General features: G+C 62.9%; 9 protein-coding genes. 7 read left to right on the top strand and 2 right to left on the bottom strand.

Features of this window, described 5'->3' with window-relative positions; all coding sequences use genetic code 11:
* The first annotated feature begins 35 nt into the window (after positions 1 to 35).
* From QMZ05_RS09465 to QMZ05_RS09450, 4 genes are all read left to right on the top strand, one after another.
* Positions 36 to 836 (top strand): EfeM/EfeO family lipoprotein, encoded by an 801-nt coding sequence (locus QMZ05_RS09465; protein ID WP_353700519.1) that lies wholly within the window; start codon positions 36 to 38, stop codon positions 834 to 836.
* Complete coding sequence (locus QMZ05_RS09460) at positions 833 to 2209, top strand: cytochrome c peroxidase (protein WP_353700518.1); 1377 nt, start codon at positions 833 to 835, stop codon at positions 2207 to 2209. The genes QMZ05_RS09465 and QMZ05_RS09460 overlap by 4 nt, the downstream gene beginning before the upstream one ends.
* A gap of 239 nt (positions 2210 to 2448) precedes the next feature.
* A complete protein-coding gene (locus tag QMZ05_RS09455; protein ID WP_353700517.1) occupies positions 2449 to 4506 on the top strand; it encodes an alkaline phosphatase family protein in 2058 nt (685 codons plus the stop codon).
* Positions 4507 to 4625: 119 nt separating this feature from the next.
* Positions 4626 to 5312, top strand: a complete 687-nt coding sequence (locus QMZ05_RS09450; RefSeq protein ID WP_353700516.1) for a hypothetical protein — start codon at positions 4626 to 4628, stop codon at positions 5310 to 5312.
* An 11-nt stretch (positions 5313 to 5323) separates the two neighbouring features.
* Here the strand turns inward: QMZ05_RS09450 and QMZ05_RS09445 are convergent, their stop codons facing one another.
* Entirely contained in the window at positions 5324 to 6754 is a 1431-nt protein-coding gene (locus tag QMZ05_RS09445; protein WP_353700515.1) for a cytochrome c peroxidase, read from the bottom strand.
* Positions 6755 to 7060: 306 nt separating this feature from the next.
* On the opposite strand from QMZ05_RS09445, the gene QMZ05_RS09440 reads away from it, so the two are divergent.
* Entirely contained in the window at positions 7061 to 8830 is a 1770-nt protein-coding gene (locus QMZ05_RS09440) for an alkaline phosphatase family protein (RefSeq protein ID WP_353700514.1), read from the top strand.
* A 69-nt stretch (positions 8831 to 8899) separates the two neighbouring features.
* Here QMZ05_RS09440 and QMZ05_RS09435 read toward each other — a convergent pair whose 3' ends face one another.
* On the bottom strand, positions 8900 to 12982 hold the full coding sequence (locus QMZ05_RS09435; RefSeq protein ID WP_353700513.1) for a DUF5801 repeats-in-toxin domain-containing protein: 4083 nt from the start codon (positions 12980 to 12982) through the stop codon (positions 8900 to 8902).
* A 408-nt stretch (positions 12983 to 13390) separates the two neighbouring features.
* Here QMZ05_RS09435 and QMZ05_RS09430 point away from each other — a divergent pair, with 408 nt between their 5' ends.
* On the top strand, positions 13391 to 14044 hold the full coding sequence (locus QMZ05_RS09430) for a FecR domain-containing protein (protein WP_353700512.1): 654 nt from the start codon (positions 13391 to 13393) through the stop codon (positions 14042 to 14044).
* 75 nt (positions 14045 to 14119) lie between these two features.
* The gene (locus QMZ05_RS09425; RefSeq protein WP_353700511.1) at positions 14120 to 14986 is read left to right on the top strand and encodes a tetratricopeptide repeat protein; all 867 of its coding nucleotides are present in this window, start codon (positions 14120 to 14122) and stop codon (positions 14984 to 14986) included.
* Positions 14987 to 15214 lie beyond the last annotated feature (228 nt).

The raw sequence follows: 15214 nt of genomic DNA, 5'->3' as shown, positions 1-15214 counted from the left end.
TCGCACCGTTGCATGCCACGAGCCCTTCGCGGCAGATGAGTGGGTTGACTATGTACAAGATGCGAGTGGCGGCGTGCCTGGCTTTGCTGGCAGCGTCGGCAAACGTGCGCGCCGCGAATGCGGGCGCTCTTGAGGACGGCGCCGAGCATTATCGACCCTACCTGATCGAGGGCGTTGGCAGCGCGCTGGCGGGCGCGCGCGCGTTGCGTGAACGCGCCGCTGCCGCGGATTTGCCCGGTGCAAAGAAGGCCTGGTTGTCGGCGCGCGCCGGCTGGGAGCGCTCGGAAGTGTTCACCGCGGGCTTCGTGCCCGAGCTCGATGCGCAGATCGACGCCTGGCCGAACGCGGACAGCGGGTTTCATGCCATCGAGGCAAAGCTATTCGGCGCTGCCAGCACCGATGTTGCCGCCGATGCGACCGGCCTCGTCGAGCATCTGAACGACCTTCACGGCAAGCTCAAGGACATCAAGCTGACGCCGCAGGGGCTGCTGGACGGCACGGTGCGGCTCGCCTACGAAGTCGGCGAGAGCAAGGCCGATGGCGGCGAGTCGCGCATCAGCGGCACCTCGCTGGACGATATGCGCAACAATATCGCCGGCATCGACTTCGCCTATCACACGATTTTCTCTGCCGCGCTCAACACGGTGGACGGCAAGCTCGACGAGATGGTGACGAACCGCATCGAGCAGTTGCAGGCGATCGTCGCCACGCCCGACCTGCCTCACGTCAATATCGCCGATCTGCGCCGGACCAGCGAGGAACTGGTCGTCGCGTTGCAGAGTGCCTCGGCAAAGCTCGGGTTGCAGCGCCCGACCCTGGAGGCGCAGGCGCGATGACCTTGCCTCACCGGCGTCTGGCCGCGCTGCTCTCCGGCGTCGTCGCCCTTGCGCTGCTCGGACGCGCGGCGGCGTTTCCGGTCGACGGTGACAAGACCGTGCTACCGGTCGCGACCGAGCTGAACGAGGATGCGCTCGACAAGCCGCGCGAGGTGTTCCAGTCGGAGCGGACCGGAGCCAAGTCGTATCTGGTCAACCTCGGTGATCTCGCCTTCAATTCGCCGGGGCTGCTCGGCGAGGTGGCGCGGCAGGCCGGCGTGAGCTGCGGCACCTGCCACGTCAATGGCGCCAACAACGCCAAGTTCTTCATGCCGAAGATGTCGAGCCGGCCCGGCACGTTCGACACCACCGGCCCGCTGTTCAATCCGAAGGCCAATAATCTGGCGTTCGATCCGGTGCGGATCCCGAGCCTGCGCGGCGCGCGCTACCTTGCGCCCTACGGCGCCGACGGCCGGTTCGCCTCGCTGCGCGACTTCGTCCATAACGTCATCACCAACGAGTTCGCAGGACCCGAGCCGTCGCCGGCAACGCTCGATGCGATCGTGGCCTATCTTCACGATATCGATTTCCTGCCCAATCCGAGCCTCGGTCCCGCCGGGCGGCTGGCCGGCAGGATCACCGACGCGGAGCGCCGCGGCGAAGCGCTGTTCGCAAAACCGTTCCCGCACGATCCTGCGCTGAGCTGCGCGGGATGCCATGTTCCGTCGTCCGGCTTTGTCGATCACCAGCAGCACGATGTCGGTTCGGGCGGATTGTTCAAGACGCCGACGCTGCGCAACGCCGACTTCAACGCGCCGTATTTCCACGACGGCCGGTTCGATAATTACAACCAGGTGGTCGACTATTTCGACCGGACCTTTCAGCTCGACCTCTCGGCGCAGGACAAGGGCGACCTCGTCGCCTATCTCACGGCCGTCGGCGACGGCGTGCAGCCTTATGAGCGCGACGGCGCCGGTGCGACGCTGAAGGAGATCAACGATTTTTCGACGGTGCTCGCGACCGCGATTCCTGCCGGTGACAAGGACGTTGTCGCGCTGGCGGTCGATACGATCGGCCGCGAGCTGCGCGAATTGACCGAGCAATATCCCGATCGCAAGAACACCAGCGTGTCGGGCGGCGAGCAGCAGCGCGTGCTTGCGCGCAACGGGCTGAAAGAGCTCGTGCTGACGTTGCGGCGAATCGAGATGGCCGTTGCAGCGGGACGCTATGCGGACGCTGCGACCGAGTTCAGGAATTATCGCAACCTGATGGCTGCTGCGGTGCCTGCGCTGTTGGCCAGCGCCGAGCCGTGGTCGCTGTTCAATCAAGGCGTGCATGACCAGCATTACGCTGCACTTCGCGAGGTGATGCGCTCCAGGCACGTTTCGCATTGATCAGCTTGTATTGCGGTGCACTCGCGCAACGTGCCGTTGCGTGGATTGCGTCGTCAATTTTCGATCTTCAGTTGAAGAGTCGAATCGTGGAGACGCATCGCGCGACGGCAGATGTCTCCACGGGAAAATCTTTGAACGTTTCGAAATTTCTCGCGCGCTTTCACGTAAGCGAAAAGCATGCGTCATACTGTCGCACTAAGCAGGGCGTGTTGCTAACCGCAAACACCCTGAGGTCGACAATGAGTTTGAATTACAAAAAGCACTGGCGAACCAGCACCGCGCTCTGCATCGCGTCATCGGTGCTCGTCGCAACAGCCGCATATGCCGCTCACTATCCGGGCGGTCGCAGTGATTGGGACAAGCGTTCGCATCACAATCATCAGGCGCACGAAGAGGGCGATCGTGCGAAGCATGAGAACCATGGCCATCATGGCGACGGCGATCACGGCGCGAAGACCGCTTCGCCGATCAAGCACGTCATTATTCTGATCGGCGAGAACCGCGGCCTGGATCACACCTTCGGTATCTACAAGCCGAAGGGCAAGGGGCAGACCATCTCCAACCTGTTGTCGAAGGGTATCGTCAACGAGGACGGAACGCCGGGACCGAACTTCGCGCAGGCGCAGCAGGCCTCGGTCGCTGGCCAGCCGTTGTATTACATCGGTGCGCCGGCGATTTCGAAGTCGCCCTACAACGCGACCAACCTGATGCCGCAGCCGAACACCAACGGCACGCCGACCGCGCAGAGCGACACGGCGCCCCCCTTCAAGACGATCACTGAGGCCAACATCGAGACGGACATGGATCCGGCCGATCTCGACATCCTCACCACCGGCTTCAGCGGCCTGCCGACCGGTGTGCTGGATACCCGCGTTCCCGGCGCCGGCGGTCTGAACGGACCGTTCCCGCTGCAGGGTGAGCAGATCAGCGACGACGATTACACCGGCGACTCGACCCATCGCTTCTATCAGGATTGGCAGCAGGAAGACTGCAGCGCCGCCAACGCCACCAAGAAGAACAATTCGGGCTGCCTGAACGACCTGTTCCCGTTCGTGATGGCGACCTATTCGTCGTCGAACAAGAGCATGGCCAACTCGATGGGCTTCTACAACGCCCAGCAGGGTCAGGCCCCGGTCCTGAAGATGCTCGCCGACCGCTTCACCCTGAGCGACAATTTCCACCAGTCGTTCCACGGCGGCACCGGCGCGAACCACTTCATGCTCGGCACCGGCGACGCGGCCTTCTGGAGCGACGGCAAGGGCAATCCGGTGACGCCGCCGGCGAACCTGATCGCCAACCCGAACCCGGCCACGGGCTCGGTCAACCGCTACACCGTCGACGGCAACTGGAGCAACTGCTCGGACGTGTTCCAGCCAGGCGTGAAGCCGATCGTTACCTATCTCAACAATCTGCCGTACGCGGCGGAGCCGAACTGCAAGCCCAACCACTACTACATGCTCAACAACGTCAATCCGGGCTATCTGCCGAACGGCGCGCTGTCGGGCGGCAACAACGTTCCGCCGTCGTCGGTTCGCACGATCGGCGATGCGCTGATGGAGAAGAACATCTCCTGGGCGTTCTATGGTGGCGCGTTCAACGACGCCGTGGCGCTTGCCAATGCCGCGGTTGCCGCCAATCCGTCGAACCCCAACCTCAGCGCCGCTGCGCTCGCCGATCCGGCGCATGCTCTCGGCGTTGCCTACTGCCAGATCTGCAATCCGTTCCAGTATGCGACCTCGATCATGGCCAATCCGGCCGTGCGTCAGGCTCACATGAAGGACACTGCCGATCTGATCACGGCGATCCAGAACAACACGCTGCCCTCGGTGTCGTTCGGCAAGCCGGACGGTCTGCTCGACGGTCACCCGCAGAGCTCGAAGGTTGACCTGTTCGAAGCCTATGTCCTGAACGTGCTCAACGCGCTGGAGAACAATCCGGAGCTGAAGGCTGACACCGCCGTCTTCATCACCTGGGACGAGGCCGGCGGCTACTGGGACTCCGGTTACCAGCAGTCGATCGACTTCTTCGGCGACGGACCGCGCATTCCGACCCTGATCCTCTCGCCCTATTCGACGGGCGGCAAGGTCAACCACAACTACGCCGACCACGTTTCGCTGCTGAAGTTCATCGAACGCAACTGGAGCCTCCAGCCGCTCACGAACCGCAGCCGCGATAACCTGCCGAACCCGAGCTACTCGAAGAACAACGAGTACGTCCCGACCAACAGCCCGGCGCTGTCTGACCTGTTCGACGCGTTCGACTTCAGCAAGCCGGTCTCGTTGTCCTACACCGAGTGATCGAGCTCTCGTCCACGACAAGGTCTTGAACCCATCCAAGGCCGGCGCCGATCGAACCTTTGGTTCGGTCGGCGCCGTCATGTTCTGCCTGCCTATCAGTGAACAACCTGGGGTATGCGATGACGCGCGACGAAAAGACGTGCAAGGGACGGCGGCGCGCGGCGGCCTGCCTGTTCGCCGTCGCCATCCTGGCCGCCGCGCCGATAGAGGCCACGGCGCAGCAATTCTCCGCCGACCTCGTCGCGCGGAAGGACGATACGGCAACCGCGATGGGAACGCTGCGGGTTTCGGGCCGAAAAGCGCGCATCGAGACCACCGCGCTGCCCGACGGCTTCTTCCTGCTCGATGCGGCCAGACCCGCCGCCTATTTCGTCCGGCCGGCCGCACATGTCTACATGAATGCGATGCAATCGAGCCCGCTCACCCAGCTGTTCGTGCCGGTCGATCCCGACGATCCGTGCCGCCAATGGCTGGCGATGGCGCAGCTATCCGCGCCGGTCGATGTTTCGACCTGGCGCTGCCAGCACGATGGACAGGAAGCAATCGCGGGACGCAATACCGAAATCTATCGAATCGCCGGACCGTCCGGTTTGAGCTTTACCGGCTGGATCGACCGCGCGCGCAGCTTTCCGGTGCAGATCAAGACCGTGGACGGGACGGTGATATCAGCCGATCACATCCGGGACGAGCCCCAGCCGGCGCAAAGCTTCGAAATCCCCGCGGGTCTGCGCAAGTTCGATCCGCAGGCGCTGATCCGCCGGATCCAGCAGAGCGATGTATGGGTCGAGCCGCCGGCCTCGCAGTGATGGGCCGCGCGCTACTGCGATTGCCCGCTCGCCACCGGCAGCATCCGGCCGAGCGCCGTGTAGTGAGCTTGATGCACGTTGCCGTTGAACAGCGACCACGGCTCGGCCTTCTTTAGCGCAACGGGAACGTCGAAATTCACCAGCTGGGCGAATTTGCGATACTCCGTCATCGCTTCGTCGGTATGGCCGGCCGCGACTTCGAGGTCGATGCGGCGCAGCGTGAGGACGAGGTCCTTCAGGATCGCGCGCGCCGCCAGCCGCTCGTCCTTGCCGCCGATCGAGGTGTTCCTGATGTCGGGGATGTGCTCGGTCAACTCGCGCAGCTCGGCGCCGACCCCGGTCACGGCCAGCGACACCACCGCGGTATCGGCGGCCGGGATCGCGGCCTCGAGCACGCTCGACAATTCCAGCACCTCCTTCATCCGGAGCACGACGCCGTCCTTGTCGAATGGACGTTCGCCGTCGCCGACCGCATTCAGATAGGCGACGAGGTCCTGCATGTCCTGGGCCGACAGTTCGAGGTCGAACACACGGTCGAAATGCTCGACCACCTGCTCATACGTGTCGTAGCGGCCGTCGTGGAAGTACGGCGCATTGAAATTGGCGTTCAGCAGGGTCGGGGTCTTCACCAGTCCGCCCGATCCGACGTCGTGACGCACCTGGTCGTTGAAGGTTCCAGCCGGAAGATGGCAACCGGCGCAGCTCAACTCGGCCTGCTTCGGGAATGGTTTGAAGAACAGCGTCTCGCCACGGCGCTCGGCCACGCTCGCCCGCGTGCCGAGCCTGCCGCCGGGCGCAATCTTCGGATTGGGGAGGAAGTCGATGTCATTGATATAGGCGACGAGGCCGTCCACAACCTCGTCGCTTGGCCGCGGCCCGGAAAACTCGTTGACGATGACATTATAGACGAACTCACGCAGCGAGGTGATGCGCCCGTCATGTCCATAGGGGGCGAGGAAGCGGGCGCCGCGCAGGCTCGGAATCCTGACCGGATCGAGGATGCTGTTGAACGTCTTCGCGTTGAAGACGAGGCTCGTCGTGTCGAAGGTGCCGGGGCGGGACGATAGGCCCGGGACGAACAATTTCGGGTTCGATGCGCCGTTGACGTGGCAGGTGCCGCAGCTCATCTCGGCCTGACGCGCCTTGCCGCCGAAGATGGAAGGCGAGTTGAACGCGAGATCGCCGAGATTGACCAAATAGGACTTTCGCCCGCCCATCGCCTCGGAATGAAAGAGCTCGCGCGGCCGCGCCAGCGCGTCCTCGGATAATTCAGTGCCGGCCGGCAGCACGGTCTGATCGCCGCCGAGCGGAAACGCCAGCGCTTGCACCGGCAGCAAGGCAACAACGAGCGCCAGCAACGCGGTCCGCGCCGGTGTGACGCCGCGATCGCTAGATGCCGCACGACATTTTCCCGAGCCGGACGCCAGAATATCCCAAGCCATTGCGAGAAAACGCCCCTTGTCACAATGCATATGCGCCGCCGCAGGTCGAAGATGTCACGGAGGTGACAGTTTCCTGTCGGCAGGATCAACGACCGTCTGTTTGGATAGACGACTGTTGATTGCGGTTTGATGACGATTGATCAACGAGCCGCAGACCGGGCTGTATGTGACAGAAGGAAAAATTATCGGCGTGTGCGGGTCTTTTCACGCGTTTGTGCGCGCGTCGAAAAACAGTCATCCCAGCGAAATGTGTTTTGCATAGCGTGTAACTCCATTTCTATTTCTTTCTGAAATCAGGAGAGCACTATGCGGCTTTGGGGAGCCATTCCGGCGCTCGCAGTTGTTGCTGGCGCCGTTGCCATCTCACCGGTGGCAAGCGCCGAGAATTTGGTCGAAAAGATCGTTGATGAGTTCAAGCACGAGGTGCGGGACGAGCTGCGTGAGCTGCGTGACCGCGGCCATGAAGGCGTGCATCAGTACAAGCACATCGTCGTCATCTATCAGGAAAACCACAGCTTCGATAACCTCTACGGGCATTGGGGCGATGTCGGTCGTGACCGGATCAACGGCACGTCCGATGCCGATCAGGCCCATACGCTGCAGGTCCGCCAGGACAACCAGACCGTCTATGCCTGTTTGCTGCAGAACGACGTCAACCTGACCTCGCCGTCGCCGCAGCCGACCACCTGCACCGACAATACCGGCTCGGTCGCGATCCTGAGCGCGTTCAAGAACAAGCCGTTCGAAATCAACGACTTCATCCCGACCTCGGCGACCACCTGTCCGAAGCCGGTCGGCGCCTTCGCGCCACACGGCTTCCTCAACGGCACCGGCGCGCCCGGCGGCTGCACCGAGGACATCGTGCATCGCTTCTACAGCGAGCAGTATCAGCTCAACGGCGGCCGGCAGAACCGCTACGTGACCGGCAGCGACGCATCGGGCCTGGTGATGGGCTACTACGACACCAAGAAGCTGCCGATCTACGCCTATCTGCATAGCCACGGCGCCCCGAACTACGTCGTCGCCGACAGCTTCTTCCAGGGCGCGTTCGGCGGTTCGTTCCTCAACCACCAGTTCCTGGTCGCGGCCGCGGCGCCGCAGTTCGTCGGCGCCTTGAACGACGGCAGCGCCAACGACTTCCACTCGATCGTCGATGCGAACGGCATGCCGACCAGCACGCCGCTCTACACGCCGCTCTCCACGGTGAAGGACGCGCAGCTGACGGCGAAGTGCAACCAGACCGGTCTGCCGGCCGGCCTCGCCTGCGGCGATTACGCGGTCAACACCACGCAGCCGACCTATCAGCCCTATTCCCCGGGCACTCCGGACATCAAGCGCCTGCCGCCGCTGCACAATCCGAACATCGGCGATCGGCTGTCGGCGAAGCATGTTGACTGGGCCTGGTATTCGGGCGGCTGGTCGAACGCCAACGGCGATGTCGGCGCTTCCGGCTGGACCAACGGCAACGGCACGACCTGCACCGATCCGAATCATAACTCCAAGGCGGTGTTCCCGAACTGCCCCGACGTGGATTTCCAGTTTCACCATCAGGCGCTCAACTACTTCGCCAATTACGCGCCGGGAACGCAGGCCCGCAGGGATCACCTGAAGGACGAAGCGGAGTTCATCCAGGCGGCCAAGAACGGCCGGCTGAAGCAGGTCAGCTTCATCAAGCCGATCGGCGAGGAGAACGAGCATCCGGGCTACACCAGCGAGTCCGAAGGCAGCCAGCATCTCGTCGATCTCGTCAAGGCGATCGTCGAAGGGCCCGATGGCAAGGACACGCTGATCGTCATCACCTATGACGAGTTCGGTGGACAGTGGGACCACGTTCCGCCGCCGCCGTTCAACCGTCATGGCGCCGAGGCCAAGGCTGCGGACCAGTGGGGCCCGGGCACCCGCATTCCGGCGCTGCTGATCGCCAAGCGCTTCAACAAGTCGGGCGTCGCGCATGAGGACTTCGACACCACGTCGATCCTCAGGATGCTCGAGAAGCGCTTCGACCTCGATCCGCTGGTGACGCGCCCGGTGCGCAGCCTCTCGGCGGCGCTGAAGGCCGGCGAAGGCTGGCACTGATGCGAGAGATCATCCTGGCCCGCGCCAATAGCTGACGCGGGCCAGGACTTTCACCAGGCTTCAGGGCCCTTACAGGATCAGATCATGCTGCACATGCGTCACTTGATCTGAAATGACGGTGCCTCCGGTCTGTGCGGCGCTTTCCGGACTGGGCGCGAATGGCAGGGCGTGTGTCCCGGCGCTGGCGCCCTGGATGTCAACCTGAAGGCCGGTCGTGGCCGAATGGCCGTCCTTGTCAACGGCGGATACATCGAACAGAAGATCCGTGCTCGGAAGGCTCGTCTTCTCGTCGTAGGTGATGTTGTTGACCGTGAAGGTGGGGTGGCCGGCTTCCGCTCGATCATAGTCGATCTGGACCTGATTGAACGCCTTTCCGACGTAGAGCGTGTATGTCTGCGTCGCGTTGTCGAAGGTGTAGGTATTGATCAACGACGTGTTCGACGTTTCCTGCACCACGATGCCGGCGCAGCCGCCGGGTGGTTTGGGAACACAGATGCTGAAGTCGTGAACGCAGGTGCTGCCGTCGAGTACCTTGAAAGTCAGGGTAGCGGTGCCGCAATCCTGCCAGTGTGCGAGAGTGAAATCGACCTGTGACTGTTTCTCGGTGAATGCGAGATTCAACCGCTCGGAGGGGGCGATTTGCTGGTCGTCATCACCGACCGAGATGCCGTCGCTCGATGCCTTGACATCGAGGGGATGACCGGCGCAGTCAGACCCTGTGACAACGAGTTGTGCGTCCGGAGCCGTGAGTTGCGGCGAGCCGCCGTTCGAGGCGCCGAAATCGGAGCCGGTGACGGTGACGTCCTTCAACTGCTCGACCTTCTCGAAATTGAAGCAATAGGTGCCGTCCGGATTGATCAGGAGTGCAAAGAGGGGATCGCACAGCGCACCGCCTGAATCCGTACGGTAGGCGTCCAGTTCGACACCGCCACCGGCCGCATGGGTCGAATAGTAGAAAGTGTAGTCATCGCCGTGTCCGGTGACATGCACCGAGGTGACGCCATCGCCGAGGCTTGAGGTCGCTAGGTCATATCCCGTGCTGCCGACCTCGCCGTCGTGGATGGCGACGTGCATTGCGGCCTCACCATCCGCGCCGAAATTGACATCGAAAGTACCGGTTGCGGCTTGATAGTCGTGAGCGGCGATGTCGGTCACTGGGAAGCCACCAATTGTCGGACTGTCTTCCGTAATCGCCAACTGCTTGCCGAGATCAATACTCGCGCTCTGGAAGTCGCCGTCCTTGTCCGTGATCGTTGCAGTGAGGCCTATAATGCCGGCCGCAAGCGACACGCCTGCCGCGTCGTCGGGACCGGTGCAGAACGGCTCCTCCACCGCCCGATACTCGGTGAAGCTCACGCAGCCCGTGGCCGGATTGAGCGAGATGGTGAATGCCAACGCGCCGTTCGTGCTGCCGACATGGCCTTCGATTGTATTGCCCTTCAAGACCAGCACATCGGCGCAGCCGGTGTGCGAGTCGATCAGGCCCGACGGGGTGCCGTTGCAGCCGGCGATCGTCAACGCGTAGCAGATGGTCGCGCCGTCGGCGCCTTGAATCGACGTGAACGCCGTAGAGAAGTCGGCTGACGTCGTCGTCAGCGATGCATCCGGTGCCGAACCTGCGATGTGATCGTCCAGCGCCGTTGCCGTCAGATGCGACTCGCTCAACGACAGCGATGGCGCGGTCCCGTTTGCCTTGATGCTCGGGCCGTCGTCGGTGATGGTCAGCTGCTTGCCAAGGTCGAGGCTCGCGCTCTGGAAGTCACCGTCGTTGTCCGTAATCGTCGCAGTCAGGCCCACGATGCCGGTCGCGAGCGACACGCCTTCGCCGCTGTCCGGGCTGGTGCCAAACGGCTGCTTCACTGCCCGATACTCGGTGAAAGTCACAAGCCCCGTAGCCGGATCGAGCGCGATGGTGAATGCCAGCGTGCCGTTCGCCATGCCGACATGGCCCTCGATGGTGTTGCCGTTCAGAACCAATACGTCGGCGAGGCCGGTGTGGGAGTCGATCACGCCCGACGCGGTGCCGTTGCTGCCGGTGATCGTCAGCGCGTAGCGGATCGTTGCGCCATCGGCGCCTTGAACCGACGTGAACGCGGTCGAGAAGTCGGCGGCCGTTGTGGTTAGCGCGGCGTCGGGCGCCGAGCCCGCGATGTGGTCGTCGAGGGCCGTTGCGGTCAGATGCGTCTCGCTCAAGGTCAGAGACGGGGTTGCACCGCTCGCCTTGATGCTGGGACCGTCGTCGGTGATGGTCAGCTGCTTGCCAAGATCAATGCTCGCGCTCCGGAAATCTCCATCCTTGTCCGTGATCGTCGCCACCAGGCCTATTAGGCCGGCGTTCAACGCCACTCCTTCCCCGCTGTCCGGACTGTTGCCGAGCGGCTGCTTCACCGCGCGGTACTCGGTGAAGGTCACTCGTCCGGTGACCGGATCGAGCGCGATGGTGAACGCCAGCGTGCCGGTGGTCGTACCGACATGGCCTTCGATGCTATTGCCATTGAGAACCAATAAGTCGGCGAGGCCGGTGTGGGAGTCGATCAGGCCCGACGCGGTACCGCTGCCGCCCGTGATCGTCAGCGCGTAGCTGATCGTCGCACCATCCGCGCCTTGGACCGAGTTGAATGCCGTCGAGAAGTCGGCGGAGGTCGTCGTCAAAGCTGCGTTCGGCATCGAGCCTGCGATGTCGTCGTCCAGCAGCGTTGCCGTCAGATGGCTCTCACTCAGCGTGAGCGAGGGGGCTATTCCGCTGGTGCTGATGCTGGGGTCATCTTCGATGAAGGTCAACCTGCTGCCGAGATCGAGGGTCACATTCTGGGATAAGCCGTCCTTCACCACGGTCGCAATCAGGGTTACGATCCCGGTCGCCAGTGACACGGCTTCGTTGTCGTCGGTGTTGGTGCCAGGAGGCGCCATCGCCGACCGGTACTCGGTGAAGATCACGTACCCCGTGACTGGATCGAGCGTGATGGTGAATGCCAGCGTGCCGTCAGCCGCGCCGACGTGGCCTTCAACGGTGTTGCTGTTCAGAACCAGCACGTCGGCGAGGCCGGTATGCGAGTCGATCACCCCCGACGCCATGCCGTTGCCGCCGGTGATTGTCAGCGCGTAGCTGACTGTCGCGCCCGCTGCGTCCTGTGGGCTGGCGAATTTCACCGAGAAGTCCCCAGATACGGTCGTCAGCGCGACGTTCGGCGCGGAGCCGGCGATGTTGTCGTCCAGCTCCGTCGCCGTCAGATGGGTCGCGCTCAGCGTCAGTGACGGCGCTGCTCCGAAGGTCAGCTTGGGAGGTGTCGGTGGTGGCGGATTGAAAGTGATGATGAACTCGGGGAGGACCACCGGCAGAGGTGCGAGCTGATTTGGCGCCTGCGATGGGTCAGGCGCAATGAAATTGATCGGTTGCAGCAGGGGCGACCCTTGATATACGGGCGTGCTGGAGCCTTTTGGTCCCGCCTTCTCGAGATTGGCAAGCGTCTCCTGTTGTGCGTTCCGCAAATCCTCCATGTGGGCAGGGCTGTTCGAGACCTGGCTCACGCCGACCGACGACCCTCTTGTGGTCAGGACGACCGTGACGCCGGGGTCGTCGACGACGATATGCCGGGGGTTCGCCTCTTTCGTCACCAACTCGAACACGCCGTGGTGCATGTCCTTGTAGGTGATGGTGTCGTCGTCCAGGAGGGTGACGTTGGGCTCCGCGGCCTGGGCATCCTTCAGCAGCGAGAAGGTCAGCGCGGCGAACGACAGCAGGCCGAGGCCGCTGGCCCTAACGATGCCAACGGGCGTATCCGCGGTCAGGACGTCTGACCCGGCCAGCCGGCTGCCGATCAAGCGGAAGATGCTTCGGGCTTTCGCGAACAGTCCCGGCCGCAAGCTGCCAACCGGGTTCTCCGTCAGATCGCCCAATGCCAGCCGGGTGCCTGCCGGCAGGTGGAGCATTGCACCGTCGATCAAGCGGATTTCGACCCGCCCGCCGGCTGCGACCTCGATGACGTCACCCTGGCAAACCGGATCGCCGGCCACGACGGAGAGGGCGATGTCGCGCGCACGCACAATGGTGCCGCAACCGATCACCGTATCGACAACGCCAATCACCCGGGGCAGCCGGCCTAAAACGGCCGAACTCGCGCCCCCGAACGCTACGCCGGACGCGACTAACATTGGCTCTTCGCCTGCTGAACGGCTCAGGCGGTAGGTGCTGCCTTAGTTTTTGGTCTGGCTTGCGGTCTCTACGAGGTGAAAAGACCCCGCACCCGCAGCCATAGGCTCGCCCGCCGAAACGTCCTGATTGAAACTAAATTCGGTAGTGAAAATCGGCTTCCAATGCAGCGGAGAGCCATCGCGGAAACGGTAGAACTGCTACCAATTATCGCAAGTGCACCCCCACTAAATTTAGTGTATATTTACCAAGTGAATTGTCCACTTATTAATTTTTAATCGAACGACACCAGGCCCTTAAGGCCTGTTTTGCAGCAACTCGGTCGGCAGTAGAGGTCCTGCGGTCCCGGCCCGGCGGTCCAAATCACCATCGCGCCGCGACACGACAAGCTCTTCTCAACGGAGGGGATCGTGCGTAACCATTTGATTGTTCAATTACTTGCAAGCTTCGTTTTGGCGATCGTGACCCTGGCGCCTGGTCCAATGCTGGCGCAAACCGAGCGGGCCCAACCCGCGGTTCAAAATTCCTCGGCGAGCTTCATCGGGACAGTGGTGACCGCCACCGGCTCGGTCACGATCCAGCATCCGAGTGCGGTCGTCGTGCAGGCTGCCCTGTCCGATCAACCGCCGCAGGCGAAGGTTGGCGACCGCGTCTATTTAGGCGATGTGGTGCAGACCGGGGCCGATGGGCGGGTCGGGATCAACTTCACCGATGGCACCTCGTTCAATCTGTCGAGCGACGCCAAGATGGCGATGACCGAGTTTGTGTACGACCCGAACGGCAAGTCGAATTCGACCTTGTTCAAACTGGCCAATGGAACGTTCACCTTCGTTGCCGGCAACATCGCGAAGACTGGCGACATGAAGATCGACACTCCCGCTGCGACGATGGGAATTCGAGGCACCACGCCACGCATCGAAATTTCCGATGACGGTACGGTGAGGTTCGCGACGCTCGTGGAAGAGGGCAAGAGCAAGCTGCTCAGGAAGCCTGCGACACGCCCGGCGGCGCAACCCGAGCAGAACATCCACAGGTTCAATCCGAACATTTGTCGAGGGTGCTAGGCGAGCAGGGCGTCAGTCTTGAGCGGCTACTCACGGATATCGGCGACGACTGCGTCGTCAAAACCGGAGCCCGACATGAATCCTCGCGCAGGTTTCGGTGGGAGTGGCGGCCTGGCGGCGCTTTTCATCCTGCTGCTGCTCACACCGTCGGTTGGCGCGCAGAGCCCGACGCAGAGGAACAACTACCTGCGCAATATCGAGCTGTGCAGCGGCGCCGACCACACGGCGGCTGACGCGCGCATCGGTGCGTGCTCGGCGCTGATCGATGCGGGTCAGGACATGACGCCGGCCGGCCTTGCGATCGCCTACAACAACCGTGGCAATGCCTACACCGGCAAGGGAGACTATGACCGCGCGATCCGGGATTTTGACCGATCCATCGAGCTCAATCCAACCTACACCAAGCCGTTCAACAACCGCGGCGTGGCCTATTTCAGAAAGCACCAGTACGATCGCGCGACCGATGCGTTCGATCAGGCCATCAAGCTCAACCCAAACTACGGCGAAGCCTTTGCCAACCGCGCCGGTGTCTATCTGAAGAAGAACGACTATGCCCGCGCAGTGCAGGACTACGATCAGGCCATTCGCCTCGAGCCGAACCTCGATGGCGTGTGGAATGGACGTTGCTGGAGCCGGGCCATTCTCGGCAAGCTGCAGGAGGCGCTGGAAGACTGCAACAAGGCGCTGCAATCGGGGCCGGCCAACGCCGCGACCTACGATTCGCGCGGCCTGATCCATCTCAAGACCGGCGAGCTTGGCGCGGCGATCGACGACTATAGCTCCGCGCTTCGGATCGATCCGAAGCTGGCAAGCGCACTCTATGGACGCGGGCTGGCGAAGCTGAAGCAGGGCGACAAGGCCGCCGGCAATGCCGACATCGCGGCGGCCAAGGCGATTCAGGGCAGCATCGTCGACGACTTCAAGCGTTACGGCGTGCAATAGACGCGCTTGCCGGCGAGTCCGCAACCAGGGCGGCCGGCTTGACGCCGCTGCCGGCGCGTTCGGTCGGGCCGGCTAGAGCTTGATGAGATTAGGTTGAACTGGATCGACGGCGGAGGTTCACCTCTCCCTTGGGAGAGGTCGGCGCGTCGCGCCGGGTGAGCGACTATCTGGATAGTCAAGTTGCATTGACGTATGCGGCACGCGCATCGCGTGCTTTTGCGTTGAGGC

This window comes from Bradyrhizobium sp. INPA03-11B (assembly GCF_040446015.1).
GTDB classification, from domain to species: Bacteria; Pseudomonadota; Alphaproteobacteria; order Rhizobiales; family Xanthobacteraceae; genus Bradyrhizobium; species Bradyrhizobium macuxiense_A.
Note: the sequence above shows the minus strand (reverse complement) of the source record. Positions and strands in the feature narration are given on the sequence as shown.

Excerpts from the sequence above, each read along its gene's own strand:
- QMZ05_RS09445 (WP_353700515.1), bottom strand. The coding sequence starts at position 6,754 with ATGGCTTGGGATATTCTGGCGTCCGGCTCGGGAAAATGTCGTGCGGCA.
- QMZ05_RS09425 (WP_353700511.1), top strand. The coding sequence starts at position 14,120 with ATGAATCCTCGCGCAGGTTTCGGTGGGAGTGGCGGCCTGGCGGCGCTT.
- QMZ05_RS09465 (WP_353700519.1), top strand. The coding sequence starts at position 36 with ATGAGTGGGTTGACTATGTACAAGATGCGAGTGGCGGCGTGCCTGGCT.
- QMZ05_RS09455 (WP_353700517.1), top strand. The coding sequence starts at position 2,449 with ATGAGTTTGAATTACAAAAAGCACTGGCGAACCAGCACCGCGCTCTGC.
- QMZ05_RS09440 (WP_353700514.1), top strand. The coding sequence starts at position 7,061 with ATGCGGCTTTGGGGAGCCATTCCGGCGCTCGCAGTTGTTGCTGGCGCC.
- QMZ05_RS09460 (WP_353700518.1), top strand. The coding sequence starts at position 833 with ATGACCTTGCCTCACCGGCGTCTGGCCGCGCTGCTCTCCGGCGTCGTC.
- QMZ05_RS09435 (WP_353700513.1), bottom strand. The coding sequence starts at position 12,982 with ATGTTAGTCGCGTCCGGCGTAGCGTTCGGGGGCGCGAGTTCGGCCGTT.
- QMZ05_RS09450 (WP_353700516.1), top strand. The coding sequence starts at position 4,626 with ATGACGCGCGACGAAAAGACGTGCAAGGGACGGCGGCGCGCGGCGGCC.